The sequence below is a fragment of the Staphylococcus simiae genome, assembly GCF_002902085.1.
Lineage (GTDB): Bacteria > Bacillota > Bacilli > Staphylococcales > Staphylococcaceae > Staphylococcus > Staphylococcus simiae.
In genome coordinates this window covers 24,315-50,078 of record NZ_PPQR01000070.1, presented here as the reverse complement: position 1 = coordinate 50,078, position 25,764 = coordinate 24,315, and the positions used below count along the sequence as shown (strand labels likewise).

Here is a 25,764-nt window from a genome sequence, read left to right as displayed (position 1 = left end):
TAACATGCAATGCAGGTTGGGCATTGGGGCCCCAGCAAAGAAAAATTCTGTCAACAGAATTTTTACTATAATGTGCAAGCTGGGGTGCGAGGCTTGAAAATTTAATTATGTATCAGTCAAATTTGGGAGAGAACCACTATATCTCAAAAATTCATTATTAACTTATAATTATTTGGCTTTTGAAAATTATTTTGTAATTAAAATGAAAATTTGCTATAGTTATTGATGTATTTATAACAGATTAAGCTAAATATTATAGAATGGTGAATTGTGCTATTTTACTCTAGCTTATCTTACTACTTACCAACTAAAAAATAATGAAATGGGTGTAAAATATATGCCTGAAAGAGAACGTACATCTCCTCAGTATGAATCATTCCACGAACTGTACAAGAATTACACTACTAAGGAACTCACTCAAAAAGCAAAGACACTTAAGTTATCAAATTACAGTAAATTAAATAAAAAAGAACTCGTGTTAGCCATTATGGAAGCGCAAATGGAAAAAGATGGTAACTATTATATGGAAGGTATTTTAGACGATATCCAACCAGATGGTTATGGTTTTTTACGCACAGTAAATTATTCTAAAGGTGAAAAGGATATTTATATCTCTGCTAGTCAAATTCGTCGTTTCGAAATCAAACGCGGTGATAAAGTAACAGGGAAAGTAAGAAAGCCTAAGGATAATGAAAAATATTATGGTCTATTACAAGTTGATTTTGTTAATGATCATAATGCAGAGGAAGTAAAAAAACGACCTCATTTCCAAGCGTTAACACCGCTATATCCAGATGAAAGAATACTATTAGAAACGGACTCAACAAGCTATTCAACAAGAATTATGGATTTAGTGACACCGATTGGTTTGGGACAACGTGGTTTAATTGTGGCACCACCAAAAGCAGGTAAAACATCACTGTTAAAAGAAATTGCCAATGCGATAAGTATTAATAAACCGGATGCTAAGTTGTTCATTTTATTAGTTGGTGAACGTCCTGAAGAGGTAACTGACATTGAACGTTCAGTTGAATCTGCAGAAGTGGTACATTCAACGTTTGATGAACCACCTGAACACCATGTTAAAGTTGCAGAATTATTACTTGAACGAGCAAAAAGACTTGTTGAAATTGGAGAAGACGTTATTATTTTAATGGATTCTATAACTAGATTAGCTAGAGCATACAACTTAGTTATACCACCAAGTGGTCGAACTTTATCAGGTGGTTTGGATCCAGCATCTTTACACAAGCCAAAAGCATTCTTTGGTGCAGCCAGAAATATCGAAGCAGGTGGTAGTTTAACTATTTTAGCGACTGCCCTAGTAGAAACAGGCTCACGAATGGACGATATGATTTACGAAGAGTTTAAAGGTACAGGTAATATGGAATTACATTTAGATCGTAAATTATCAGAACGTCGTATATTCCCAGCAATTGATATCGGTAGAAGCTCAACACGTAAAGAAGAATTATTAATTACTAAGGCTGAACTGGATACATTATGGCAATTACGTAATTTGTTTACTGATTCAACCGATTTTACAGAAAGATTTATTCGTAAACTTAAACGATCTAAAAATAACGCAGACTTCTTTAAACAGTTACAGAAATCTGCAGAAGAAAGTACAAAAACAGGTCGACCAATAATTTAAGAAACATTAGATAATGACTTGCGTTTTGTATTATTTACCATTATAATTACACAGTATCGGGTAAAAACTCACAAATAACTCTGTTCCAGATGGTTCAGGGCAAAGGAGCTGAAAATAATGAAACAAGGAATTCATCCTGAGTATCATCAAGTAATCTTTTTAGATACTACAACAAACTTTAAATTCTTAAGTGGTTCTACAAAAACGTCTTCTGAAATGATGGAATGGGAAGATGGTAAAGAATATCCAGTTATTCGCTTAGATATTTCATCTGATTCACATCCATTCTACACAGGACGTCAAAAATTCGCTGCTGCGGATGGACGTGTGGAACGTTTCAACAAAAAATTCGGTCTTAAATCAGACAACTAATGATATGGATTTTGATCTGTCTACAACCTATTATGGGTATGTAGGCAGTTTTTTTATTGTTATTATCTTTTTATTTGAGATTGTCTATTTTGGTTTTCTATTTTTCAGGACTGGTAAATAAAAAGCGAATAATTATGTATCAGTCCAATTTGGAAGAGAACCTCTATTTTCAGGTTTTCAGCCCAATTTATTAAATAACCTAATTTGATTAAAAAATTACATAGTAAATATATAGGAATATTACAAATGATATTTAGTAAAAAGCCATTTATGAATATTTGAAATATGATATAATAAGACGATTATGTTTTGAAAAAAGGTGGAACTCGCAATGTATGAAACTTACCATTCTGGTTGGATTGAATGTATCACAGGAAGTATGTTTAGTGGTAAATCAGAAGAATTAATTAGACGATTAAGAAGAGGTATTTACGCTAAACAAAAAGTTGTAGTTTTTAAACCGGCCATAGATGATCGATATCATAAAGAAAAAGTGGTCTCTCATAATGGTAATGCCATTGAAGCGGTTAATATATCTAGTGCAAGAGAAATAATGATGCATGATTTATCAGATGTTGATGTAATAGGGATAGATGAGGTACAATTTTTTGACGATGAAATAGTAAATATTGCTGAAAGATTGTCGTCAGATGGACATCGAGTAATAGTTGCAGGACTAGACATGGATTTTAGAGGAGAGCCTTTTGAACCAATGCCTAAATTGATGGCTGTTAGTGAACAAGTAACAAAATTACAAGCAGTTTGTGCAGTTTGTGGTTCATCTTCAAGTAGAACACAAAGATTGATAGATGGTAAACCAGCCAAAATAGATGATCCAATTATCTTAGTGGGTGCCAATGAAAGTTATGAACCACGTTGTCGTGCACATCATATAGTAGCACCTAGTGACAACAATAAGGAGGAATTATAGTGTTTGATCAGTTAGATATAGTAGAAGAGAGATATGAACAATTAAATGAATTATTAAGTGATCCAGATGTTGTAAATGATTCAGATAAATTACGTAAATATTCAAAAGAACAAGCAGATTTACAAAAAACAGTTGATGTATATCGAAGTTATAAAGCTAAAAAAGAAGAATTAGCAGATATAGAAGACATGTTAAATGAAACAGATGATAAAGAAGAAATTGCAATGTTAAAAGAAGAGAGTAGTGCTTTAAAAGATGAAATTCCATCAATTGAAGAAGAACTTAAATTCTTATTAATTCCTAAAGATCCAAATGATGACAAAGACGTTATTGTAGAAATTAGAGCTGCAGCAGGTGGCGATGAAGCCGCTATTTTTGCTGGGGACCTTATGCGTATGTATTCAAAATATGCAGAATCTCAAGGATTTAAAACAGAAATCGTGGAAGCCTCTGAAAGTGATCACGGTGGTTATAAAGAAATCAGTTTCCAAGTTTCTGGACATGGCGCCTACAGTAAATTGAAATTTGAAAATGGTGCACACCGCGTTCAACGTGTCCCAGAAACAGAATCAGGTGGTAGAATTCATACTTCTACAGCTACTGTTGCAGTATTACCAGAAGTTGAAGATGTTGAAATTGAAATTAGAAATGAAGACTTGAAAATTGATACGTATCGTTCAAGTGGTGCCGGTGGACAACACGTTAACACTACAGACTCAGCTGTACGTATTACCCATTTACCAACAGGTGTCATTGCAACCTCTTCTGAAAAGTCACAAATTCAAAACAGAGAAAAAGCAATGAAAGTATTGAAAGCAAGATTATATGATATGAAAGTTCAAGAAGAACAACAAAAATATGCTTCTCAACGTAAATCAGCTGTAGGTACTGGTGATCGCTCAGAACGTATTCGTACATATAACTATCCTCAAAGTCGTGTAACTGACCACCGTATTGGTTTAACTTTACAAAAATTAAATCAAATTATGGAAGGTCATTTAGAAGAAATTATAGATGCATTAACTTTATCTGAACAAACTGAGAAATTGAAAGAACTTAATAATGGTGAATTATAAAGATAAATTAGATGAAGCGATACAATTAGCACAGCAAAAAGGTTATGAACAAACACGAGCTGAATGGTTACTACTAGATGTATTTCGTTGGACTAGAACTGATTTTGTTGTTCATATGTATGATGAGATGTCTAAAACTGATATCATGAAATTTGATTTAGCTTTGCAAAGAATGCTTATTGGTGAACCCATTCAATATATTGTTGGCTTTGCTAGCTTTTATGGTAGAGATTTTGAAGTGAACAGCAATTGTTTAATTCCAAGACCTGAAACTGAAGAAGTTATGGTACATTTTTTAAAAAATATGAAAAATGGACAAACTGTGGCAGATATAGGGACAGGTAGTGGGGCATTAGCAGTTTCAATGGCTAAAGAACAACCTGATTTGCAAATTATAGCAACTGATGTAAGTTTAGACGCACTTCAAATTGCAAAATGTAATGCAGAAAAGCACAAAGTGAACATTCAATTTTTACATGGGAATGCTCTGAAACCATTAATTGCTGAAGGTATTAAACTTGATGGATTGATATCTAATCCACCATATATTGCTAAAAGCGAAATGTCATCCATGGCGAGAACTGTCACAAAGTTCGAACCACATCAAGCATTATTCGCTGAGCATAATGGGTATGCTGTTTATGAATCAATTATCGATGATCTGCCATTAGTCATGAAGACAAACGGAGTAGTGGTCTTTGAAATAGGATACCAACAAGGTACTACTTTAAAAAATATGATTCTACAGAAATACCCTGATAAAGATGTACACATCGTACAAGATATTAATGGGCACGATAGAATTGTGTCATTCAGATGGTAATGACGATGAATAAGAGGTTGGGACAAAAGTTAAACTCTAGTACACTATACTGTGCGCTGGTAGTTAGATTCACAATAAAAGTAGCTCTTTACAGTGTTTTAAATTTGTAACAAATACTGTATATTTCTGTGAGTATACTTGTATAACAAATAATTTTTAACAACTTTGTTGTATATTGTTTGTATTGAATCGTAAAACTTTATTGTCTTAACCTCTTTGTTTTATATTATGATTGAAAAGAAAGGTGTGGCTATATATGGAAACGAAAATATGGGATATGAGAGCATGTCATAATGATGTAACGCAACACCCAGATATTAAGGAAATTAAAAATGTTGTTGAACAAGGTGGATTAATAGGTTTGCCAACTGAAACAGTCTATGGCTTAGCGGCTAATGCCAAAGATGAGCAAGCTGTGAGCAAAATATATAAAGCTAAAGGTAGACCATCCGATAATCCACTTATTGTACATATACATGACATGAAGCAATTACACGATTTTACTTATAATATTGATCCTAGAGTCATTGAATTAATGACAGCGTTTTGGCCAGGACCTATATCATTTATTTTACCGTTAAAAGAAGGTTACCTGTGTTCAAAAGTAACTGGTGGACTTGAGTCTGTAGCTGTTAGAATGCCGAGTCATTCAGTTGGAAGACAAATTTTACAAGCTATTAATGAACCTTTGGCTGCACCAAGTGCTAATTTGAGTGGGAGACCTTCGCCAACGACTTTTGAACATGTATATCATGATTTGAATGGTAGAATAGATGGTATAATTCAAGCGAATCAAAGTGCAGAAGGATTAGAAAGTACCGTTTTAGATTGTACATCGTTTCCATTTAAAATTGCTCGTCCGGGTTCAATTACTGCATCGATGATTGAACAAGTGATACCTAACAGTGTAGTTGAATCAAATTATAATGATGCGGCACAGCCAATAGCACCAGGTATGAAATACAAACATTATTCACCTGAGACGTCATTAAAGATGATTACCGATTTGGCATCTATTGCACAATCATCGATGACAAATTTCTCAGCAGTAGCTTTTATAGTACCTAAAGATAAACAACGCTTTTTGCCTAAAGAAGCCAAATTTATTGAATTATGTAATAATGATCAAGACATACGAACTGCAAATCATAGACTGTATAGTATATTACATGATATAGATAAGAATGATGATATAAAAGAAGCTTATATTTATCGTTTTGAATTGAATGATCAAACAGAAGCTATTATTAATAGAATAACTAAAGCTGCTGCTAATCAAAGTGTAGAAGGAAGAGAAATATGAACATCATTTTTGTCTGTACAGGAAATACTTGCCGTAGTCCCTTAGCAGAAAGTATTGCACAAACGACAATGCCAGAGCATCAATTTGAATCTAGAGGTATATTTGCTTCGGATGGTCAAAATGTATCAATGTATGTAGAACAAATTATTGCAGCTCATTGTTTATCAAAAGCAACACGTTCTCAACAATTTACAATAGCAGATTTAGATGCAGATTTAATATTAACAATGTCTTCTCAACATAAAGAAACAATTAAGCACCAGTATGGCAACCAGGAACATGTCTATACACTGAGTGAGTTTGTAAATAATGATTATGAAGTTCACGATCCTTTTGGAGGCGATGAACAAACATATAAAGAAACATATCTACAATTAGAATCTTTAATTAAAGATTTGAAAGAAAAATTAACGAATATGAATTCTGTATAATTAGTATATGTTAAAGATTAAATAAGTTATAATAAAGGAGTGTAGCACTTTGCTATATTCCTTTTTTATTTTTACAGAAGGGTGGGCTCCAAATGCAAGAAGTGACATCGTTACTAAATGAATTGAAAGAAATGTCATTTTTTAACAAAGGTGAATTATGTATTATTGGTTGTTCAACATCAGAAGTTCTTGGTGAAGAAATTGGTTCTGTTGGTTCAATGGAAGTAGCAGAAACAATCTTTAAAGCATTGGATGTTGTGAGTGAAGAAACTGGTGTATCATTTGCTTTTCAAGGATGTGAACATATCAATAGGGCTGTCACAATAGAAAGGGCTGATTTTAATCCTTTAACAATGGAAGAAGTTTCTGTTGTACCTGATGTACATGCTGGTGGAAGTTTAGCGACTTTTGCCTATCAGCATATGAAGGATCCAATAGTTGTGGAGCATATCACGGTTCCATGTGGAATTGATATTGGTCAGACACTTATTGGTATGCATATTCGACATGTTTGCGTGCCAGTAAGGACGACTATTAAGCAAATTGGTCAAGCAAATGTAACCATTGCTTCATCAAGACCTAAAAAAATTGGTGGCGAACGTGCTAAATACCAATAAGTTTTTTGAAAGAAGGGGAGATTTTTATGTCTTATATCGCAAAGCAAGATAAAGTAATCGCAGAAGCTATTGAAAGAGAATTTCAGAGACAAAACGCCAACATTGAATTAATCGCATCAGAAAATTTTGTATCAGAAGCAGTCATGGAAGCCCAGGGGTCAGTTTTAACAAATAAATATGCTGAAGGCTATCCAGGACGACGATATTATGGTGGTTGTGAGTTTGTAGATGTAACAGAAAGTATTGCTATTGATCGTGCTAAAGCTTTATTTGGGGCAGAACATGTCAATGTACAACCACATTCAGGATCACAAGCTAATATGGCTGTGTATTTAGTAGCATTAGAGATGGGTGATACTGTACTTGGTATGAACTTAAGTCATGGTGGTCATTTGACACATGGGTCTCCAGTCAACTTTAGTGGTAAGTTTTATAACTTTGTCGAATATGGTGTTGATAAAGATACTGAATTAATTAACTACGATGAAGTCCGCAAATTAGCTTTAGAACATAAACCTAAATTAATTGTTGCTGGTGCATCAGCATACTCAAGAACGATTGATTTTAAAAAGTTCAAAGAAATTGCTGACGAAGTTAATGCGAAACTAATGGTTGATATGGCACATATTGCAGGGTTAGTAGCAGCAGGATTACACCCTAATCCAGTTGAATATGCAGACTTTGTAACAACAACAACACATAAAACATTACGTGGTCCGCGTGGTGGTATGATTTTATGTAAAGAACAATATAAAAAAGACATAGATAAAACAATCTTCCCAGGTATTCAAGGTGGACCTTTAGAACATGTAATAGCTGCCAAAGCAGTAGCATTTGGAGAAGCTTTAGAAAATGATTTTAAAGCATATCAACAACAAGTGATTGATAATGCTCGTGCGCTGTCAGAAACGTTAATCGCTGAAGGATTTAGAATTGTTTCTGGAGGGACAGATAATCATTTAGTAGCTGTAGATGTAAAAGGTTCTATTGGACTTACAGGTAAAGTAGCAGAAGAAACATTAGATGCAGTTGGTGTCACATGTAATAAAAATACAATTCCTTTTGACCAAGAAAAACCTTTTGTCACAAGTGGAATTCGCTTAGGTACACCTGCTGCAACAACACGAGGTTTTATTGAAGAAGACTTTAAAGAAGTGGCTAAAATTATCAGCTTAGCTTTAAAAAATCATGATGATGAAGCAAAACTTCAAGAAGCTAAAGATCGCGTGGCAAAATTAACAACAAAATATCCGTTATATCATTAAATATAGACAAGATAGGAGTAATATTATGAGTAAAGTACACGTTTTTGATCATCCATTAATTCAACACAAGTTGAGTTATATTAGAGATGTTAATACAGGAACTAAAGAATTTAGAGAACTTGTAGATGAAGTTGGTATGTTAATGGCTTATGAAGTGACTAGAGATTTAGAACTTCAAGACGTTGACATTGAGACACCAGTTACAAAAATGACTGCCAAACGCTTAGCTGGAAAAAAATTGGCTATTGTACCAATTTTACGTGCTGGTTTAGGTATGACAGATGGTATTTTAAGCTTAGTTCCAGCAGCAAGAGTAGGACACATCGGTCTATATCGTGATCCTGAAACGCTTAAAGCTGTGGAGTATTTCGTTAAGTTACCTCAAGATATTAGTGAAAGACAAATCATTGTAGTAGACCCAATGTTAGCAACTGGTGCATCAGCAATTGAAGCTATTTCTTCATTGAAAAAACGTGGTGCTAAGAATATTCGCTTTATGTGTCTAATCGCAGCGCCTGAGGGTGTAGAAAAAATGCAACAAGCTCATCCTGACGTCAATATTTATATTGCTGCATTAGATGATAAGTTAAATGAAAAAGCTTATATCACTCCAGGTTTAGGAGATGCTGGAGATAGATTATTTGGTACTAAATAGAAGAATCGGAGATTGATAGTTTGATGAAAAAGATTATGACAGTATTTGGAACAAGACCAGAAGCTATAAAAATGGCACCTTTAGTTAAAGCTCTAGAACAAGATGACATGCTTGAACCTGTTGTTGTAGTTACAGCGCAACATAGAGAAATGTTGGATTCAGTGCTTAATACCTTTGACATCAAACCAAAATATGATTTGAATATTATGAAACAAGGCCAAACACTGTCTGAAATGACAACTAAAGCTATGACACAGCTTGAAAATGTAATTCAACAAGAAGCGCCAGATATGGTACTTGTACACGGAGATACAATGACGACTTTCTCAGGAGGGTTAGCAGCTTTTTATAATCAAGTACCTATTGGCCATGTTGAAGCAGGATTAAGAAGTTATGATAAGTATTCTCCTTATCCTGAGGAAATGAATAGACAAATGGTTGGTGTTTTAGCTGATTTGCATTTTGCACCTACCAAGGATGCAGCGCAGCACTTGTTGGATGAACAAAAAGATAAAAATAGTGTCTTTATAACAGGGAACACTGCTATAGATGCAATGAAATATACCATTGCTGATAACTATCAATCTACAATTATTGATAAATATAGTCATAAGAAATATATTTTGATGACTGCACATAGAAGAGAAAACTTAGGGCAACCTATGGTGAATATTTTCAAAGCAGTTAAACAATTAATTGAAGAATTTGACGATTTAGCGTTAGTATATCCAATGCACAAAAACCCTAAAGTGAGAGAACTTGCTTATAAATATCTAGGACATAATGAACGCATTGAACTTATAGAACCGTTAGATGTTGTTGATTTTCATAATTTTGCTAAGGAAGCATTTCTAATTTTGACTGATTCTGGCGGTATTCAAGAAGAGGCACCATCACTGCATAAACCTGTATTAGTACTTAGGGAAGTTACTGAACGACCTGAAGGTGTAGAAGCAGGCACATTAAAAGTCGTAGGTACAGAGCAACACAATGTCTATGACGCAACTAAACAATTGATTGAAAATGACAAACTGTATCAACAAATGAGTCAAGCACAAAATCCGTATGGAGATGGTCAAGCATCTGACCGGATAATAAAGCATATTAAGTTTTATTTAGGACTTATTGATGATAAACCAGTAGATTTTCAATAAAAATAATATAAATTAATAAAATATGTCTAAATTGTGTCTGGATATTTCGAATTTTCGACAACCATTTGAATAGAATTGACACCGTATATCGCCTATATTATCATTTAGATTGTATGAGTGGAACGGTTTTCATGATCGATTACAGTCACACGGAGGCATAAAAATGAGTCGTTTCTACAACATTTTCAAACAATTTATCCAATATTATTTATATTTATTGTTAATATTAGCGATTGTGTATTTTTTTAATCATCTTCCTTTTATATTAGGTTTGATGATTGGCGTTATAGCTTCTATGATCAATACATACATCTTTGAAATATACTTAGATAATGCAAAAAAAGATGACACAATGCATATTTCTACCGGTAATATGTGGCGATATTTAGTTGCGATATTAGCTTGTATTATTTGGTATTTTAACAAAGAATCTATCAATATTATTGGTATTATTATTGGTTTGATGATTTCTTACGTTGTAGTTATCATACGTCCTTTACTAAAGGTGAGTAAATAAAGGAAGAAAGAGGTGAGATTATGGATCACAAATCCCCACTAGTGAGTTGGAATTTATTCGGTTTTGATATCGTTTTTAATTTAGCTAGTATACTGATGATAGTGGTAACTGCGCTTATTGTTTTATTTATAGCTATCATCTGTACACGTAATTTACAAAAACGACCAACTGGTAAACAAAATTTCATTGAATGGATTTTTGATTTCGTGAGGGGAATCATTGAAGGAAACATGGCTTGGAAAAAAGGTGGTCAATTCCACTTCTTAGCAGTTACTTTGATACTTTATATCTTTGTTGCTAATATGTTAGGACTTCCATTTTCAATTGTGACAAAAGATCACACATTATGGTGGAAATCACCTACAGCTGATGCGACAGTAACTTTAACATTGTCTACGACAGTAATATTGTTGACTCACTTTTATGGTATTAAAATGCGAGGTACTAAGAAATATCTTAAAGGTTATGTTCAACCATTCTGGCCACTGGCAATTATTAATGTCTTTGAAGAATTTACTTCAACGTTAACGCTTGGTTTGCGTTTGTACGGTAATATTTTTGCTGGTGAGATACTGTTAACATTATTAGCAGGTTTAGTATTTAATGAACCAGCATGGGGTTGGATTATTAGTATACCAGGCCTTATCGTTTGGCAAGCATTCTCAATATTTGTAGGCACTATCCAAGCATATATCTTTATTATGCTATCAATGGTTTATATGTCACATAAAGTGGCAGATGAACACTAACAAATTTTAAAATTATATACAATCACAGGAGGAAAATAAATTATGAATTTAATAGCAGCAGCAATCGCAATTGGTTTATCAGCATTAGGAGCAGGTATCGGTAACGGTCTTATCGTTTCAAGAACAGTAGAAGGTGTTGCACGTCAACCTGAAGCACGTGGTCAATTAATGGGTATTATGTTTATTGGTGTAGGTTTAGTTGAAGCATTACCTATCATCGGTGTAGTTATTGCCTTCATGACATTTGCTGGATAATTTACAGATAAAGGCGAAGTCTCATACAAATAGACTTTCGCCATTCGTTTTTATTTAACACTAGCGATTACTTTTATGAAAGGAGTGTCATGAACCCGTGACTGAAACAGCTAACTTATTCGTTCTTGGTGCAGCTGGCGGTGTTGAGTGGGGAACTGTTATCGTACAAGTCCTAACGTTCATCGTTTTACTGGCGTTACTTAAAAAATTCGCATGGGGTCCATTGAAACAAGTGATGGACAAACGTGAAAGAGATATTAATAAAGATATCGATGACGCTGAACAAGCAAAATTAAATGCACAAAAACTTGAAGAAGAAAACAAACAAAAATTAAAAGAGACGCAAGAAGAAGTTCAAAGAATATTAGAAGATGCAAAAGTTCAAGCACGTGAACAGCAAGAACAAATTATTCATGAAGCTAATGTTCGTGCAAACGGTATGATTGAAACAGCACAAAGTGAAATTAATAGCCAAAAAGAGCGTGCTATTGCTGATATCAATAATCAAGTATCTGAATTATCGGTATTAATAGCTTCTAAAGTGCTTAGAAAAGAAATTTCTGAGCAAGATCAAAAAGAATTGGTTGATAAGTATTTAAAAGAGGCAGGCGATAAATAATGGTTAAAGTAGCTAATAAATATGCTAAAGCATTATTTGATGTGTCTCTAGATACAAATAACTTAGAAGTCATTAATGAACAATTTGAAATAATCAATCAAGCTGTATCAGATAATATTAAAAACTTAGAAATGGTAGATAGTAATCCGACGCAAACTGCACAAGATCGTCGTAACTTAATTGATAATGTATTTGTAGATGTTAATCCATACATTAAAAATATGCTATATGTATTAGCAGATAATAGACATATTGCATTAGTAAGCGATGTGTTTAATGCATTTCAAGGATTCTATAATAAATACTATAATCAAGATTATGCAACAATTGAATCAACTTACGAATTGAGTCAAGAAGAATTAGATAAGATTATTAACCTTATTACTCAACAAACAAAGTTATCTAAAGTGATTGTAGATACTAAAATAAACCCAGATTTAATTGGTGGTTTTAGAGTTAAAGTTGGCACTACTGTTTTAGATGGAAGTGTAAGAAATGATCTTGTCCAACTACAAAGAAAATTTAAAAGAGCTAATTAATATTAAAGAGGAGTGACATAGATGGCCATCAAAGCTGAAGAAATCAGTGCATTACTTCGCTCACAAATTGAAAATTATGAGTCAGAAATGTCCGTAACAGATGTCGGTACTGTATTACAAATTGGTGATGGTATTGCATTAATACACGGATTAAATGACGTTATGGCTGGGGAACTAGTTGAATTCCATAACGGTGTTTTAGGTTTAGCACAAAACCTTGAAGAGTCTAATGTAGGTGTTGTTATTTTAGGACCATATACAGATATTACTGAGGGTGATGAGGTTAAACGTACTGGCCGCATTATGGAAGTACCAGTAGGCGAAGAATTAATTGGAAGAGTTGTAAATCCATTAGGCCAACCTATAGATGGACAAGGACCTATTAATACAACAAAAACACGTCCAGTTGAGAAAAAAGCAACTGGCGTAATGGATCGTAAATCTGTTGATGAACCATTACAAACAGGTATTAAAGCGATTGATGCCTTAGTTCCAATTGGTAGAGGTCAACGTGAGTTAATCATTGGTGACCGTCAAACAGGTAAGACTACTATTGCTATTGATACAATTTTAAATCAAAAAGATCAAGGAACTATTTGTATTTATGTTGCTATTGGTCAAAAGGATTCAACAGTAAGAGCAAACGTAGAAAAACTAAGACAAGCTGGAGCACTAGATTATACAATTATCGTAGCTGCATCAGCATCTGAGCCATCACCATTATTATATATTGCACCATATTCAGGTGTAACAATGGGTGAAGAGTTCATGTTTAATGGTAAACATGTATTAATTGTTTATGATGATTTAACAAAACAAGCAGCAGCTTATCGTGAATTATCATTACTTTTACGTAGACCTCCAGGTCGTGAAGCATATCCTGGTGACGTATTCTACTTGCATAGTAGACTACTTGAAAGAGCAGCAAAACTTAATGACGATTTAGGCGGCGGTTCAATTACGGCATTACCTATCATTGAAACACAAGCTGGGGATATTTCAGCTTACGTTCCAACAAACGTTATTTCTATTACTGATGGTCAAATCTTCTTACAATCTGACTTATTCTTCTCAGGTGTAAGACCAGCCATTAATGCTGGACAATCAGTATCACGTGTTGGTGGTTCTGCACAAATTAAAGCTATGAAAAAGGTTGCTGGGACATTACGTTTAGACCTAGCTTCATATAGAGAACTTGAATCATTTGCGCAATTTGGTTCTGATTTAGACGAATTCACAGCAAGCAAACTTGAACGCGGTAAACGTACAGTTGAAGTCTTAAAACAAGATCAAAATAAACCTTTACAAGTAGAGTATCAAGTATTAATTATTTATGCGTTAACTAAAGGATATTTAGATGATATTCCAGTTGTTGATATTAGTCGTTTTGAAGATGAATTAAACCACTGGGCAGATCAAAATGCTACTGAACTGTTAAATGAAATCAGAGAAACTGGTAGCTTACCAGATGCTGATAAATTTGATACAGCTATAAATAATTTCAAAAAAAGCTTTAGCAAATCTGAATAATATACAAGTTTAGTATAAGGTGGTGAGATAGTGGCTTCTCTTAAAGAAATTGATAGTCGAATAAAATCAACCAAAAAAATGAAGCAAATTACTAAAGCCATGAACATGGTTTCTAGTTCAAAGCTTCGTCGAGCTGAGAAAAATACAAAACAATTCACACCATATATGGATAAAATGCAAGATGCGATTACTGCGATTGCAGGCGGAAGTAGCAATACTAACCATCCAATGCTAAGACCTAGAACAATAACTAGAAGTGGTTATTTAGTCATCACTAGTGACAAAGGTTTAGCTGGTGCATATAGTGCCAATGTTCTTAAGAAAATGATTAGTGACATTGAAGCTAAGCACCAAGATAGCAGTGAATACAGTATTGTAGTCTTAGGTCAACAAGGTGTTGATTTTCTAAAAAATAGAGGTTATGAAGTTGAGTATTCTCAAGTTGATGTACCTGATCAACCATCATTTAAATCTATTCAAGCAATAGCTAACCATGCAATAGATTTATATAGTGAAGAGGAAATCGATGAATTAAATATATACTATAGTCATTATGTAAGTGTTCTTGAAAATAAACCTACAAAGAGACAAGTTTTACCATTATCTCAAGAAGATTCTAGTAAAGGTCAAGGACAAATGTCTTCATATGAATTTGAACCTGATAAAGAATCTATTTTGAGTGTAATTCTTCCTCAATATGTAGAAAGTTTAATTTATGGAACGATATTAGATGCAAAAGCTAGTGAGCATGCTACTCGTATGACTGCAATGAAAAATGCTACTGATAATGCAACTGAACTTATTGATGATTTATCATTACAATACAATAGAGCAAGACAAGCTGAAATTACACAACAAATCACTGAAATTGTTGGTGGTTCTTCAGCACTTGAGTAATATTTAAAGGAGGAAAATAGCATGGGAATTGGCCGTGTAACCCAAGTTATGGGTCCTGTAATTGACGTTCGATTTGAACATAATGAAGTTCCTAAAATTAATAATGCTTTAGTTATTGAAGTCCCTAAAGAAGAAGGCACAATTCAATTAACTTTAGAAGTGGCACTTCAATTAGGTGATGATGTTGTACGTACGATTGCAATGGACTCAACTGACGGTGTTCAAAGAGGCATGGATGTACAAGATACAGGTAAAGAAATTAGTGTTCCTGTAGGTGATGAAACTTTAGGACGAGTATTTAATGTATTAGGTGATGCGATTGATTTAAAAGGTGATGTTCCTGACTCAGTTCGTCGTGACCCTATCCATCGTCAAGCTCCAGCTTTTGATGAACTTTCAACAGAAGTTCAAATTCTTGAGACTGGTATTAAAGTAGTAGATTTATTAGCACCTTACATTAAAGGTGGTAAAATTGGTTTATTCGGTGGTGCCGGAGTAGGTAAAACTGTATTAATCCAAGAGTTAATTAATAATATCGCCCAAGAACATGGTGGTATTTCAGTATTCGCTGGTGTAGGTGAACGTACACGTGAAGGTAATGACTTATACTTCGAAATGAGCGATAGTGGTGTAATTAAGAAAACTGCAATGGTATTCGGTCAAATGAACGAACCACCTGGTGCACGTATGCGTGTTGCTTTATCTGGTTTAACAATGGCTGAATATTTCCGTGATGAACAAGGTCAAGACGTTTTACTATTTATCGATAACATTTTCAGATTTACTCAAGCTGGTTCTGAGGTTTCTGCCTTATTAGGTCGTATGCCATCAGCCGTAGGTTACCAACCAACGCTTGCAACTGAAATGGGTCAATTACAAGAACGTATTACATCTACTACTAAAGGGTCAGTAACATCTATTCAAGCAGTATTCGTACCAGCCGATGATTATACTGACCCTGCGCCTGCAACAGCATTTGCGCACTTAGATGCTACAACAAACTTAGAGCGTAAATTAACTGAAATGGGTATTTATCCTGCAGTAGATCCATTAGCATCTACTTCAAGAGCACTAGAACCTTCAATTGTTGGACAAGAGCATTATGAAGTAGCACGTGATGTACAATCTACATTACAAAAATATCGTGAATTACAAGATATTATTGCTATTTTAGGTATGGATGAATTATCAGATGAAGACAAGCAAACTGTTGAACGTGCACGTCGAATTCAATTCTTCTTATCTCAAAACTTCCATGTAGCTGAACAATTTACAGGTCAACAAGGTTCGTATGTACCTGTTAAAACAACAGTACAAAACTTTAAAGATATTTTAGAAGGCAAATATGACCATATTCCTGAAGATGCTTTCCGTTTAGTAGGAAGTATGGACGATGTAATTGCAAAAGCAAAAGATATGGGTGTTGAAGTATAAAATTAGGAGGAATGGATAATGAATACATTAAACCTAGATATTGTCACTCCTAATGGTTCTGTTTATGATCGCGATGACGTTGAACTTACTGTTATGCAAACAACAGCTGGTGAAATGGGTATCATGAGTGGACATATTCCAACTGTAGCTGCTTTAACAACTGGCTATGTAAAAGTAAACTTCCATAATGGAACTGAATATGTAGCAGTTAGCGATGGTTTCGTAGAAGTAAGACAACATAAAGTTTCTATCATAGTACAAACTGCTGAAACTGCTGCAGAAATTGATGTTGAACGTGCAAAATTAGCTAAAGCCAGAGCAGAGTCTCATTTGGAAAATGAAGACGATAATACTGATATTAATAGAGCTGAAAGAGCTTTACAAAGAGCAAATAACCGTTTGCGTGTGGCTGAATTAACATAACAAATTAAAAAGGTCGGAGATGACAAGGATCATCTTCGACCTTTTTTGTTATAGTGAAATTTATCGTTACATCTATATTTAACTATTATAGCTGTATGTAAATATAGCGAAAGACAAGGTATTTAGAGTAAAGGTAACATAAGAAATAATGAAGTCTAGGACAAAATCATCTTATACTTAATATGATATGAATAGTAGTAACTATCAGGATTGAAAAATATTGTTTAATCAGTATTTTTAAGCGTAATTAGTGCTGTCAAAGAATATTATAATCTAAGTTGTTTGGAAAATTTAGTTTGATAGCATTCTCACAAATATCTCAATATGGACAAAATTTAAATGAATAATGCTTAATACGTTTATTACCATTAATTTGGGTCAGCTCAGTTCACCATTCACTTATTTATTTTTAGCTAATTTTGAAGTTAAGAAATCTAAAAACGGGTATAAATGTTATATCATTATTTAAATATTTCATGTACAATGTAATACAGTAATCATAAGAGGTGACATTAATGGATTATTTAGGTCAATTTGCAGTTATCCATTTAGTATTACATGTAGTATGTATATGCATAGCATATTGGGCTTTACATTCAGTAAGATTAGACCAATTTTTCAAAAAAGGCTATACATTACAATTGCAAGTATGTATGATTTTTATTGCAATATTGTTAGGTACTGCAGTAAGCAATTTTATTGTAGATTTGTTACAATACTCAACGCAAGTGAAATATTTAATAAAATAAAGTAGACTCTATTATTTATTATTAAAAATAGCTATAATTAAATAATAATCGAATAATTATATAGAATTTAAATTAGGGAAATGTAAAAGTAATAGGAGTTATAAGTGGAGGATAAATGATGGATAAAATAGTAATTAAAGGTGGACATAGATTAACAGGTGAAGTTAAAGTTGAAGGTGCTAAAAATGCTGTTCTTCCAATACTAACAGCTTCATTATTGGCTTCTGATAAACCTAGTAAATTAGTTAATGTTCCAGCTTTAAGTGACGTAGAAACGATCAACAATGTGCTGTCAACGTTAAATGCGGATGTAACATATAAAAAAGAAGAAAATGCCGTTATTGTTGATGCAACAAGTACATTAAATGAAGAAGCACCATATGAATATGTAAGTAAAATGCGCGCAAGTATCTTAGTTATGGGCCCATTACTTGCAAGATTAGGTCACGCTATTGTTGCTTTACCAGGTGGTTGTGCGATTGGCAGTAGACCTATTGAACAACACATTAAAGGCTTTGAAGCACTTGGTGCAGATATTCACCTTGAAAATGGTAATATTTATGCTAATGCTAAAAATGGACTAAAAGGTACCTCTATTCATTTGGACTTCCCAAGTGTTGGAGCAACTCAAAATTTAATTATGGCAGCTTCTTTAGCTAATGGTAAAACAGTCATTGAAAATGCCGCTAAAGAGCCAGAAATCGTTGATTTAGCTAATTATATTAACGAAATGGGTGGTCGTATAACTGGAGCAGGAACTGATACGATTACGATAAATGGTGTCGATAGATTAGTTGGTGTTGAGCATGCGATTATTCCAGATAGAATTGAAGCAGGAACGCTATTAATTGCAGGTGCAATTACGCGTGGTGATGTATTAGTTCACGGTGCGATCAAAGAACATATGGCTAGTTTAGTTTATAAATTAGAAGAAATGGGTGTTCAACTTGAATACTTAGAAGACGCAATTCGTGTTACAGCAGATGATGAACTACAACCAGTTGATATTAAAACTTTACCACATCCTGGTTTCCCAACAGATATGCAATCTCAAATGATGGCATTATTATTAACAGCTAATGGTCATAAAGTTGTTACTGAAACTGTATTTGAAAATCGCTTCATGCATGTCGCTGAATTTAAACGTATGAATGCTAATATTAATGTTGAAGGTCGTAGTGCAAAAATTGAAGGTAAAAGTAGTTTACAAGGTGCTCAAGTTAAAGCAACGGATTTAAGAGCAGCGGCTGCATTAATATTAGCTGGTTTAGTTGCTGATGGTACAACACAAGTTACTGAATTAAAACATTTAGACAGAGGCTATGTAGATTTACATGGTAAATTAAAGCAATTAGGTGCAGATATCGTCAGAATTAACGATTAATCAAACATAGTTCAATTAATGGAGGCATTTTTAAAATGGAAACAATTTTTGATTATAACCAAATTAAACAAATTATACCTCATAGACAACCATTTTTATTAATTGATAAAGTTGTTGAGTATGAAGAAGGTACACGCTGTGTTGCTATTAAACAAGTTTCAGGTAATGAACCATTTTTCCAAGGTCATTTTCCTGATTATGCAGTTATGCCAGGTGTGTTAATTACTGAAGCACTTGCGCAAACAGGTGCAGTTGCTATTTTGAATAGCGAAGAAAATAAAGGTAAGATTGCTTTATTTGCAGGCATAGATAAATGTCGCTTTAAACGACAAGTTGTACCTGGAGACACATTAACATTAGAAGTTGAAATTACCAAAATTAAAGGACCAATAGGCAAAGGTAGTGCCAAAGCAACTGTAGATGGTCAATTAGCTTGTAGTTGTGAATTAACGTTCGCTATACAAGATGTAAAATAACAAGAAGGAGCCGAAGCTCCTTCTTTTTTTGTGGAAAATTTTAAATTTTTACTTATGGTTCGATTTTTTCTTCTTTTAGTTTTGGTTTTGACTGCATCATACGATTAAAAGTGACTTTTAGTTCTTCCCCAGATAAACCATCATCAATTAATTGTTCTAATAAACCTTCAGCATATTGTTGACGTAAAGTGTAGATATGACACTCAAAAACAATAGACATCGTTGTTGTAAAATTTCGTATACTTTTAACAGAAGCTTCAAAGAGAGCAGGATCATTAGATGGTCTAGTGATAACAACGCGTATATCTAATAATTGATCGTTTTGTTGATATGTTTTAAAGGTATCTATATGTTCATTTGAAATAACAATTTCTAACAGCCATCCAGTACCACTACGCTCTTTATTAATTATGACACCATCTTCTAGTTCATATTCAATAATTCCGCCATGTTCATTGACAATCTGAAATCGTACGGCTTTAAAAGTTTTCATATTTTCACATCCAAATTGTTTTATTTATATGATTTTTAAAAAATTCATGAAAAATGAAGCTAAAATATCATTAATTTCTTTAAATATAACAAATTTTTAGGTGTTAAAGCTATCAATATTTGTAAAATTGCTATTTTGACCTTATAAAAGAAAGTATTTAATATGTTTGATAAGGAGGTGATTAACACACGATATGTTAAACAAAATCGTCATAGTCGGAAGACTAACCAAAGATGTACAAATATTCGACAAGGAGGGTAGTAAAATAGCAACATTTTGTGTTGCAACTCAAAGAAATTATAAAGACGAAAACGATGAGTTTGTAAGTGATTATATTTTTTGTAAAGCTTTTGGTAAATTGGCAGTAAATATTGAAAAATATACAAACCAAGGTTCATTAGTCGGCATAACCGGCCAAATGCGCTCACGAAAATATGTCAAAGATGAACAAACACATTTTGTAACTGAATTATATGTTGAAACGATTAAATTTATGTCCCCTAAATCTAAAAATAATGAAATTCTTTCAGATAATGCTTATGATATTAACTCCAATAATATAGACAATCCTGACTTTCTAGAAATTTAATATTCCCAATCCACCTTAAATCATTTAAATCATCCTAATTTAACTTAACTCACTTCAATTATACTCAATAAAGTTGCTGCTATTATTTAATTCATTTTAAAGATTAATAATGAATTTGGCAGTGATACTCATAGTGGGACAGAAAGCATTTTATACTTAATATGCTACAATTGACAGTAATGGACTGGATTAAACCATGTTGATAAATCATTGTTTTATAAGTTTAGATAGTCTTGCCAAGATGAATGAATTTGAAAAATTTATTTATGTCCCACTACTAATTCTATGCATTCTCAGTCGAGGTAGAACAATAGAACTATTTTATAACATGTTGCTTTCTGTTCTACTTCGACTTGATTGTGTAATTTTTTAGGTGAAATACATACAATATTTCAAGAATGTTACATAACAAAAATAAATGTTTTATAAAAAATACTTTCATAGCCAAATGTATAAGTCATATTTAACAGTACAAACTTTAAATCTATTGTAAATGCAGTGTAAAATTCGGGGTTATTTTTTTATTTCACTGTAACCTACTATAAAATCACAGATGTTATGGTATGCATTGTAGAATTTTTAAAGAAAACAAAGCAATCACAGGAGGATTTTATATAATGAAAAAAACATTAATTGCTTCATCATTAGCAGTTGGTTTAGGCGTAGTGGCTGGAAATGCTGGTCATGACGCACATGCAAGCGAGGCAGACTTGAATAAAGCAGCTTTAGCTCAGATGGCACAATCAAATGATCAATCATTGAATGAAAATCCAATTGAAGCTGGCGCTTATAATTATACTTTTGACTATGAAGGATTTACTTATCATTTTGAATCTGATGGTACGCACTTTAGTTGGGAATATCATGCAACTGGTGCAGCAAATGCTGACGTAAGTGCACAAGCAACAACAGCAACAAATGAAACTGCACCTTCACAAGTGTCTGCGACGCAACAAGCAAATAGCGCACAACCACAACAAGTTTCAGCACCACAAACATCACAAATAAATGAACCTCAAACTACAGCTGTCAATGACACACAACAACAAGGTTCATCACAACAACAATCAGTGCAATCATCAAATAATACACAACAAGCAACGCAACAACAATCTAGTCAAGCAAGTTCAAATGATTCAAAAGCTGACAGTGGTTCATCAGTAAATGTAAACAGTCATTTACAACAAATCGCACAACGTGAATCTGGTGGCAACATTCATGCTATTAATCCAAGTTCAGGTGCGGCAGGTAAATATCAATTCTTACAATCAACTTGGGATTCAGTAGCACCTGCAGCATATAAAGGTGTATCACCAGCAAAAGCACCAGAACATGTTCAAGATGCTGCAGCTGTAAAATTATATAACACAGGCGGCCCTGGTCATTGGGTAACTGCATAATTTAAATAACGAAGTGGTTGGATAAGTCCAATCACTTTTTCTTTGTTACCAGGTATATTAATAAACAATTTAATGTGCACGTGACGTTACAACTTACAACGCTGCATGGCAATCCTAACCATCATTCCAATTTGTTACTGAATTATATATTAAGAAGAAAAATATAAAGACTGTTCTTATCAATAATTGCAATATTTGAAAAGATTGAAAACGTTTGCTAAAATTAAGTCATCATTAAAATTAAATAAAATACTACTAGGGGAGCTATTTAGGCTGAGATGATGTAATCAGACCCTTATGACCTGATTTGGTTAATACCAACGTAGGAAAGTAGTTGATGGTAGATTCGATTCTGTCTTTTTGTCATATAACTACTTCCTAATTGTTGGAAGTAGTTTTTTTATTGGAGGAATAAACATTGACACTATCTCAAGATTTGAAACAATTAGCACAACCAATCATTGATGATATTTATCACGATAACTTCGTTCAAAAGTTATTGACGGGAGAAATTAGTCCAGCAGTGTTGCGTCATTATTTACAAGCAGATGCAGCTTACTTAAAAGAATTTACTAATTTGTATGCCTTATTAATACCAAAAATGCCAAGTATGACAGATGTTAAATTTTTAGTAGAACAAATTGAGTTTATGGTTGATGGTGAAGTTGCTGCACACGATATTTTGGCTCAGTTTATTGGTGAACTATATGAAGATATTATTCAACAAAAAGTATGGCCGCCAAGTGGGGATCATTATATAAAACATATGTATTTTCAAGCTTATAGTCGTGAAAATGCTGTATACACAATTGTAGCGATGGCACCTTGTCCTTACATATATGCTGAAATTGCTAAAAGGGCATTACAAGATAAACATTTAAATAGGGAAAGTCAGACTGCACAATGGTTTGAATTTTATAGTACAGAAATGGATGACATTATTGACATATTTGATCAATTGATAGATCGTTTAAGCCAAACACTATCGCGTACAGATATTGAACAAGTTAAACGTGTATTTTTAGAAAGTTGTATCCATGAACGAAACTTCTTTAATATGGCTGATACACTCGAACAATGGGGATTTGGAGGACAAAATGATGAATAAACCCAAAATAGCTTTAACCATTGCTGGAACGGATCCAACAGGTGGTGCCGGTGTTATGGCAGATCTTAAATCATTTCATTCCTGTGGTGTCTATGGTATGGGCGTGATAACGAGTATAGTTGCCCAAAATACTTTAGGTGTTCAACATATACATAACTTAGAATCTTCTTGGGTTGAAGAACAATTAACGAGCGTCTTTATAGACGAATTGCCACATGCAATTAAAACAGGCATGATTGCCACTCATGAAACTATGCAAGTCATACGTCAATATTTATTGACATATCCAGATATACCTTATGTCATTGATCCAGTCATGTTAGCTAAAAGTGGAGATTCTCTAATGGACGATACTACGAAAAACAAATTACAACATACATTATTACCACTTGCTGATGTTGTAACGCCTAATTTGCCTGAAGCGGAAGAAATTACGGGCTTAAAAATTGACAGCGAAGAACAAATATACCAAGCAGGTAAAGTATTTATTAATGACATTGGTAGTAAGGGTGTTGTTATCAAAGGAGGACATGCTTCCGATATGGATATCGCCAAAGATTATTTATTTACTAAAGATAATGTACTAATTTTTGAAAACGAAAGGTTTGCTACTCAACATACACATGGAACTGGTTGTACATTTTCAGCAGTAATCACAGCAGAACTTGCCAAAGGGCGAACAATTGAGCAAGCTGTTGCTAAAGCGAAACAATACATTTCATTAAGTATTCAATATACGCCAGAAATTGGTCAAGGAAGAGGTCCCGTAAATCATTTTGCTTATATGAAGAAAGTGGGGTTAGATGATGAAATATCTTAATCAAATTAGAAGTGAACAACCTTTAGTTATTTGCTATACCAATGATGTAGTAAAGAATTTTACAGCAAATGGCTTACTTAGTTTAGGCGCAAGTCCTGCAATGAGTGAAGCACCTGAGGAAGCACAAGACTTTTATAATGTGGCCAGTGCACTATTAATTAATATTGGAACGCTAACTAACAGCAATGAGCAAGATATATTAAAAGTTGCACATATTGCAAATGATGTAGGGTTACCAATTGTTTTTGACCCTGTAGCAGTTGGAGCATCGACATATCGTAAACAATTTTGTCAAACATTTTTAAAGGAAATTGATGTTTCTGTCATTAAAGGTAATGCATCAGAAATATTGGCACTTATAGATGACACAGCCACTATGAAAGGGACTGATAGTGACAGTCAATTAGATACAGTAAATATTGCTCAACAAGCATATGAACGATATCGTACTGCTATTGTAGTTACAGGACAAGAAGATATCATTGTGCAAGATGGCCAAGTCATACGTTTATCTAATGGCAGCCCTTTACTAGCTAAAATTACTGGAGCAGGGTGTTTATTAGGAGGCATCATTGCAAGTTTTACTTTAAAAAATGATAAACCGACGAGCGAAGCTTTAGTAGAAGCCGTTAGTGTATATAATATTGCTGCAGAAATGGCTGAGCATCACCCACATTGTACCGGACCAGGAACATTTTTACCTTTATTACTAGATTCCATTTATCACTTTACAACTGAACATTATAAAAATAATTTAAAACAAGAAGAGGTTAAATCATGACATTTTCACCAAATATGTTGCAAGTCTATTTTATATGTGGAACACAAGATGTAAGACAAGATACCACGTTAACAAATGTCCTAACAGAAGCACTTGAAGCGGGCATTACATTATTTCAATTTAGAGAAAAGGGTGATAAAGCACTAAAAGGTGATGATAAAGAACATTTAGCATTAGAATTGAAGCACCTGTGTCATCAATTTAAGGTGCCGTTTATCGTCAATGATGATGTAGAGTTAGCGCTACGTATTAATGCAGATGGTATTCATGTTGGCCAAGATGATGACACAATTTCAACATTTATTGAGCGATTTGATGATAAGATTATAGGGTTGAGTATTAGTGATGAACAAGAATATCAGCATTCTGACTTGAGTGAAGTTGATTATATTGGCGTAGGACCGATGTATGATACGCCTTCTAAAAAAGATGCACATCCACCAGTGGGTCCTGCAATGATTACTAAATTGAAAAGTTACAATTCACATATGCCAATTGTAGCTATAGGTGGTATTACAGTAGCTAACACTCAAAATATTGTTAAAGCAGGTGCAGATGGTATTTCTGTTATTTCAGCCATCTCAAAGAGTGACAACATCACACAAACTGTTAAAGATTTTAGAAGTTATTTTAATAATTAGTTAAATTTTTCCACTTATTGTTTCATACGTACTCATTAATATGATAGAATAAATCCTATGTGAATATGATGATAGAGGT

General features: G+C 33.6%; 29 protein-coding genes, 1 pseudogene and 1 riboswitch. Of the genes and pseudogenes, 29 read left to right on the top strand and 1 reads right to left on the bottom strand.

Features of this window, described 5'->3' with window-relative positions:
• Positions 1 to 337: 337 nt before the first annotated feature.
• From rho to fabZ, 23 genes and pseudogenes are all read left to right on the top strand, one after another.
• Positions 338 to 1,654: a transcription termination factor Rho gene (rho, locus tag CD113_RS08865; protein WP_002464798.1), complete on the top strand. Its 1,317-nt coding sequence runs from the start codon at positions 338 to 340 to the stop codon at positions 1,652 to 1,654.
• Between the two features lie 117 nt (positions 1,655 to 1,771).
• Positions 1,772 to 2,026, top strand: a complete 255-nt coding sequence (locus tag CD113_RS08860) for a type B 50S ribosomal protein L31 (RefSeq protein ID WP_002464799.1) — start codon at positions 1,772 to 1,774, stop codon at positions 2,024 to 2,026.
• Positions 2,027 to 2,357: 331 nt separating this feature from the next.
• A complete protein-coding gene (locus tag CD113_RS08850; protein ID WP_002464800.1) occupies positions 2,358 to 2,957 on the top strand; it encodes a thymidine kinase in 600 nt (199 codons plus the stop codon).
• Positions 2,957 to 4,033, top strand: coding sequence for a peptide chain release factor 1 (gene prfA / locus CD113_RS08845; protein WP_002464801.1), 1,077 nt, complete (start codon positions 2,957 to 2,959; stop codon positions 4,031 to 4,033). The genes CD113_RS08850 and prfA overlap by 1 nt, the downstream gene beginning before the upstream one ends.
• Positions 4,020 to 4,856, top strand: a complete 837-nt coding sequence (gene prmC, locus CD113_RS08840; RefSeq protein ID WP_002464802.1) for a peptide chain release factor N(5)-glutamine methyltransferase — start codon at positions 4,020 to 4,022, stop codon at positions 4,854 to 4,856. Before prfA ends, prmC begins: the two co-directional genes overlap by 14 nt.
• A gap of 256 nt (positions 4,857 to 5,112) precedes the next feature.
• Positions 5,113 to 6,159 carry an L-threonylcarbamoyladenylate synthase gene (locus CD113_RS08835; protein WP_002464803.1) on the top strand — a complete coding sequence of 349 codons (1,047 nt, stop codon included), beginning with the start codon at positions 5,113 to 5,115 and terminating at the stop codon, positions 6,157 to 6,159.
• Positions 6,156 to 6,590, top strand: a complete 435-nt coding sequence (locus CD113_RS08830; protein WP_002464804.1) for a low molecular weight protein arginine phosphatase — start codon at positions 6,156 to 6,158, stop codon at positions 6,588 to 6,590. Before CD113_RS08835 ends, CD113_RS08830 begins: the two co-directional genes overlap by 4 nt.
• A 92-nt stretch (positions 6,591 to 6,682) precedes the next feature.
• On the top strand, positions 6,683 to 7,207 hold the full coding sequence (locus CD113_RS08825) for a TIGR01440 family protein (RefSeq protein WP_002464805.1): 525 nt from the start codon (positions 6,683 to 6,685) through the stop codon (positions 7,205 to 7,207).
• 26 nt (positions 7,208 to 7,233) lie between these two features.
• Positions 7,234 to 8,472 carry a serine hydroxymethyltransferase gene (glyA, locus tag CD113_RS08820; protein WP_002464806.1) on the top strand — a complete coding sequence of 413 codons (1,239 nt, stop codon included), beginning with the start codon at positions 7,234 to 7,236 and terminating at the stop codon, positions 8,470 to 8,472.
• Positions 8,473 to 8,497: 25 nt separating this feature from the next.
• Positions 8,498 to 9,127: a uracil phosphoribosyltransferase gene (upp, locus tag CD113_RS08815; protein ID WP_002464807.1), complete on the top strand. Its 630-nt coding sequence runs from the start codon at positions 8,498 to 8,500 to the stop codon at positions 9,125 to 9,127.
• Between the two features lie 23 nt (positions 9,128 to 9,150).
• Positions 9,151 to 10,281, top strand: a complete 1,131-nt coding sequence (gene wecB / locus CD113_RS08810) for a non-hydrolyzing UDP-N-acetylglucosamine 2-epimerase (protein WP_002464808.1) — start codon at positions 9,151 to 9,153, stop codon at positions 10,279 to 10,281.
• Between the two features lie 65 nt (positions 10,282 to 10,346).
• Positions 10,347 to 10,798 (top strand): annotated as a pseudogene (locus CD113_RS08805) (ATP synthase subunit I).
• A gap of 20 nt (positions 10,799 to 10,818) precedes the next feature.
• Positions 10,819 to 11,547, top strand: coding sequence for a F0F1 ATP synthase subunit A (gene atpB, locus CD113_RS08800; RefSeq protein WP_002464810.1), 729 nt, complete (start codon positions 10,819 to 10,821; stop codon positions 11,545 to 11,547).
• A 42-nt stretch (positions 11,548 to 11,589) separates the two neighbouring features.
• Positions 11,590 to 11,802, top strand: a complete 213-nt coding sequence (atpE, locus tag CD113_RS08795; protein ID WP_001048816.1) for a F0F1 ATP synthase subunit C — start codon at positions 11,590 to 11,592, stop codon at positions 11,800 to 11,802.
• A 97-nt stretch (positions 11,803 to 11,899) separates the two neighbouring features.
• On the top strand, positions 11,900 to 12,421 hold the full coding sequence (locus CD113_RS08790) for a F0F1 ATP synthase subunit B (protein ID WP_002464811.1): 522 nt from the start codon (positions 11,900 to 11,902) through the stop codon (positions 12,419 to 12,421).
• Positions 12,421 to 12,960 (top strand): F0F1 ATP synthase subunit delta, encoded by a 540-nt coding sequence (locus CD113_RS08785; RefSeq protein WP_002464812.1) that lies wholly within the window; start codon positions 12,421 to 12,423, stop codon positions 12,958 to 12,960. Before CD113_RS08790 ends, CD113_RS08785 begins: the two co-directional genes overlap by 1 nt.
• A gap of 21 nt (positions 12,961 to 12,981) precedes the next feature.
• Positions 12,982 to 14,490 carry a F0F1 ATP synthase subunit alpha gene (gene atpA, locus CD113_RS08780; protein ID WP_002464813.1) on the top strand — a complete coding sequence of 503 codons (1,509 nt, stop codon included), beginning with the start codon at positions 12,982 to 12,984 and terminating at the stop codon, positions 14,488 to 14,490.
• Positions 14,491 to 14,520: 30 nt separating this feature from the next.
• The gene (atpG, locus tag CD113_RS08775) at positions 14,521 to 15,387 is read left to right on the top strand and encodes an ATP synthase F1 subunit gamma (protein ID WP_002464814.1); all 867 of its coding nucleotides are present in this window, start codon (positions 14,521 to 14,523) and stop codon (positions 15,385 to 15,387) included.
• A gap of 21 nt (positions 15,388 to 15,408) precedes the next feature.
• Positions 15,409 to 16,821 (top strand): F0F1 ATP synthase subunit beta, encoded by a 1,413-nt coding sequence (gene atpD, locus CD113_RS08770; RefSeq protein ID WP_002464815.1) that lies wholly within the window; start codon positions 15,409 to 15,411, stop codon positions 16,819 to 16,821.
• Positions 16,822 to 16,839: 18 nt separating this feature from the next.
• Positions 16,840 to 17,244 (top strand): F0F1 ATP synthase subunit epsilon, encoded by a 405-nt coding sequence (locus tag CD113_RS08765; RefSeq protein ID WP_002464816.1) that lies wholly within the window; start codon positions 16,840 to 16,842, stop codon positions 17,242 to 17,244.
• Between the two features lie 515 nt (positions 17,245 to 17,759).
• Entirely contained in the window at positions 17,760 to 17,993 is a 234-nt protein-coding gene (locus CD113_RS08760; RefSeq protein WP_002464817.1) for a DUF1146 family protein, read from the top strand.
• Positions 17,994 to 18,111: 118 nt separating this feature from the next.
• Positions 18,112 to 19,377, top strand: a complete 1,266-nt coding sequence (murA, locus tag CD113_RS08755; protein WP_002464818.1) for a UDP-N-acetylglucosamine 1-carboxyvinyltransferase — start codon at positions 18,112 to 18,114, stop codon at positions 19,375 to 19,377.
• Positions 19,378 to 19,412: 35 nt separating this feature from the next.
• A complete protein-coding gene (fabZ, locus tag CD113_RS08750; RefSeq protein WP_002464819.1) occupies positions 19,413 to 19,853 on the top strand; it encodes a 3-hydroxyacyl-ACP dehydratase FabZ in 441 nt (146 codons plus the stop codon).
• A 52-nt stretch (positions 19,854 to 19,905) separates the two neighbouring features.
• Here the strand turns inward: fabZ and CD113_RS08745 are convergent, their stop codons facing one another.
• Positions 19,906 to 20,346, bottom strand: a complete 441-nt coding sequence (locus CD113_RS08745) for a YwpF-like family protein (protein ID WP_002464820.1) — start codon at positions 20,344 to 20,346, stop codon at positions 19,906 to 19,908.
• 193 nt (positions 20,347 to 20,539) lie between these two features.
• Between CD113_RS08745 and CD113_RS08740 the strand changes: the two genes are divergently transcribed.
• The 6 genes from CD113_RS08740 (at position 20,540) to thiE (ending at position 25,685) form a co-directional block, all read left to right on the top strand.
• Positions 20,540 to 20,935 carry a single-stranded DNA-binding protein gene (locus CD113_RS08740; RefSeq protein ID WP_002464821.1) on the top strand — a complete coding sequence of 132 codons (396 nt, stop codon included), beginning with the start codon at positions 20,540 to 20,542 and terminating at the stop codon, positions 20,933 to 20,935.
• A 617-nt stretch (positions 20,936 to 21,552) separates the two neighbouring features.
• Entirely contained in the window at positions 21,553 to 22,335 is a 783-nt protein-coding gene (locus CD113_RS08735) for a transglycosylase family protein (protein ID WP_002464822.1), read from the top strand.
• 247 nt (positions 22,336 to 22,582) lie between these two features.
• A riboswitch (TPP riboswitch) is annotated at positions 22,583 to 22,681 on the top strand.
• Positions 22,682 to 22,753: 72 nt separating this feature from the next.
• Positions 22,754 to 23,443 (top strand): thiaminase II, encoded by a 690-nt coding sequence (gene tenA, locus CD113_RS08730; protein WP_002464823.1) that lies wholly within the window; start codon positions 22,754 to 22,756, stop codon positions 23,441 to 23,443.
• Positions 23,436 to 24,263, top strand: a complete 828-nt coding sequence (thiD, locus tag CD113_RS08725) for a bifunctional hydroxymethylpyrimidine kinase/phosphomethylpyrimidine kinase (RefSeq protein ID WP_002464824.1) — start codon at positions 23,436 to 23,438, stop codon at positions 24,261 to 24,263. Before tenA ends, thiD begins: the two co-directional genes overlap by 8 nt.
• Complete coding sequence (gene thiM, locus CD113_RS08720; protein ID WP_002464825.1) at positions 24,250 to 25,044, top strand: hydroxyethylthiazole kinase; 795 nt, start codon at positions 24,250 to 24,252, stop codon at positions 25,042 to 25,044. The genes thiD and thiM overlap by 14 nt, the downstream gene beginning before the upstream one ends.
• Positions 25,041 to 25,685, top strand: a complete 645-nt coding sequence (thiE, locus tag CD113_RS08715; protein ID WP_002464826.1) for a thiamine phosphate synthase — start codon at positions 25,041 to 25,043, stop codon at positions 25,683 to 25,685. Before thiM ends, thiE begins: the two co-directional genes overlap by 4 nt.
• Positions 25,686 to 25,764 lie beyond the last annotated feature (79 nt).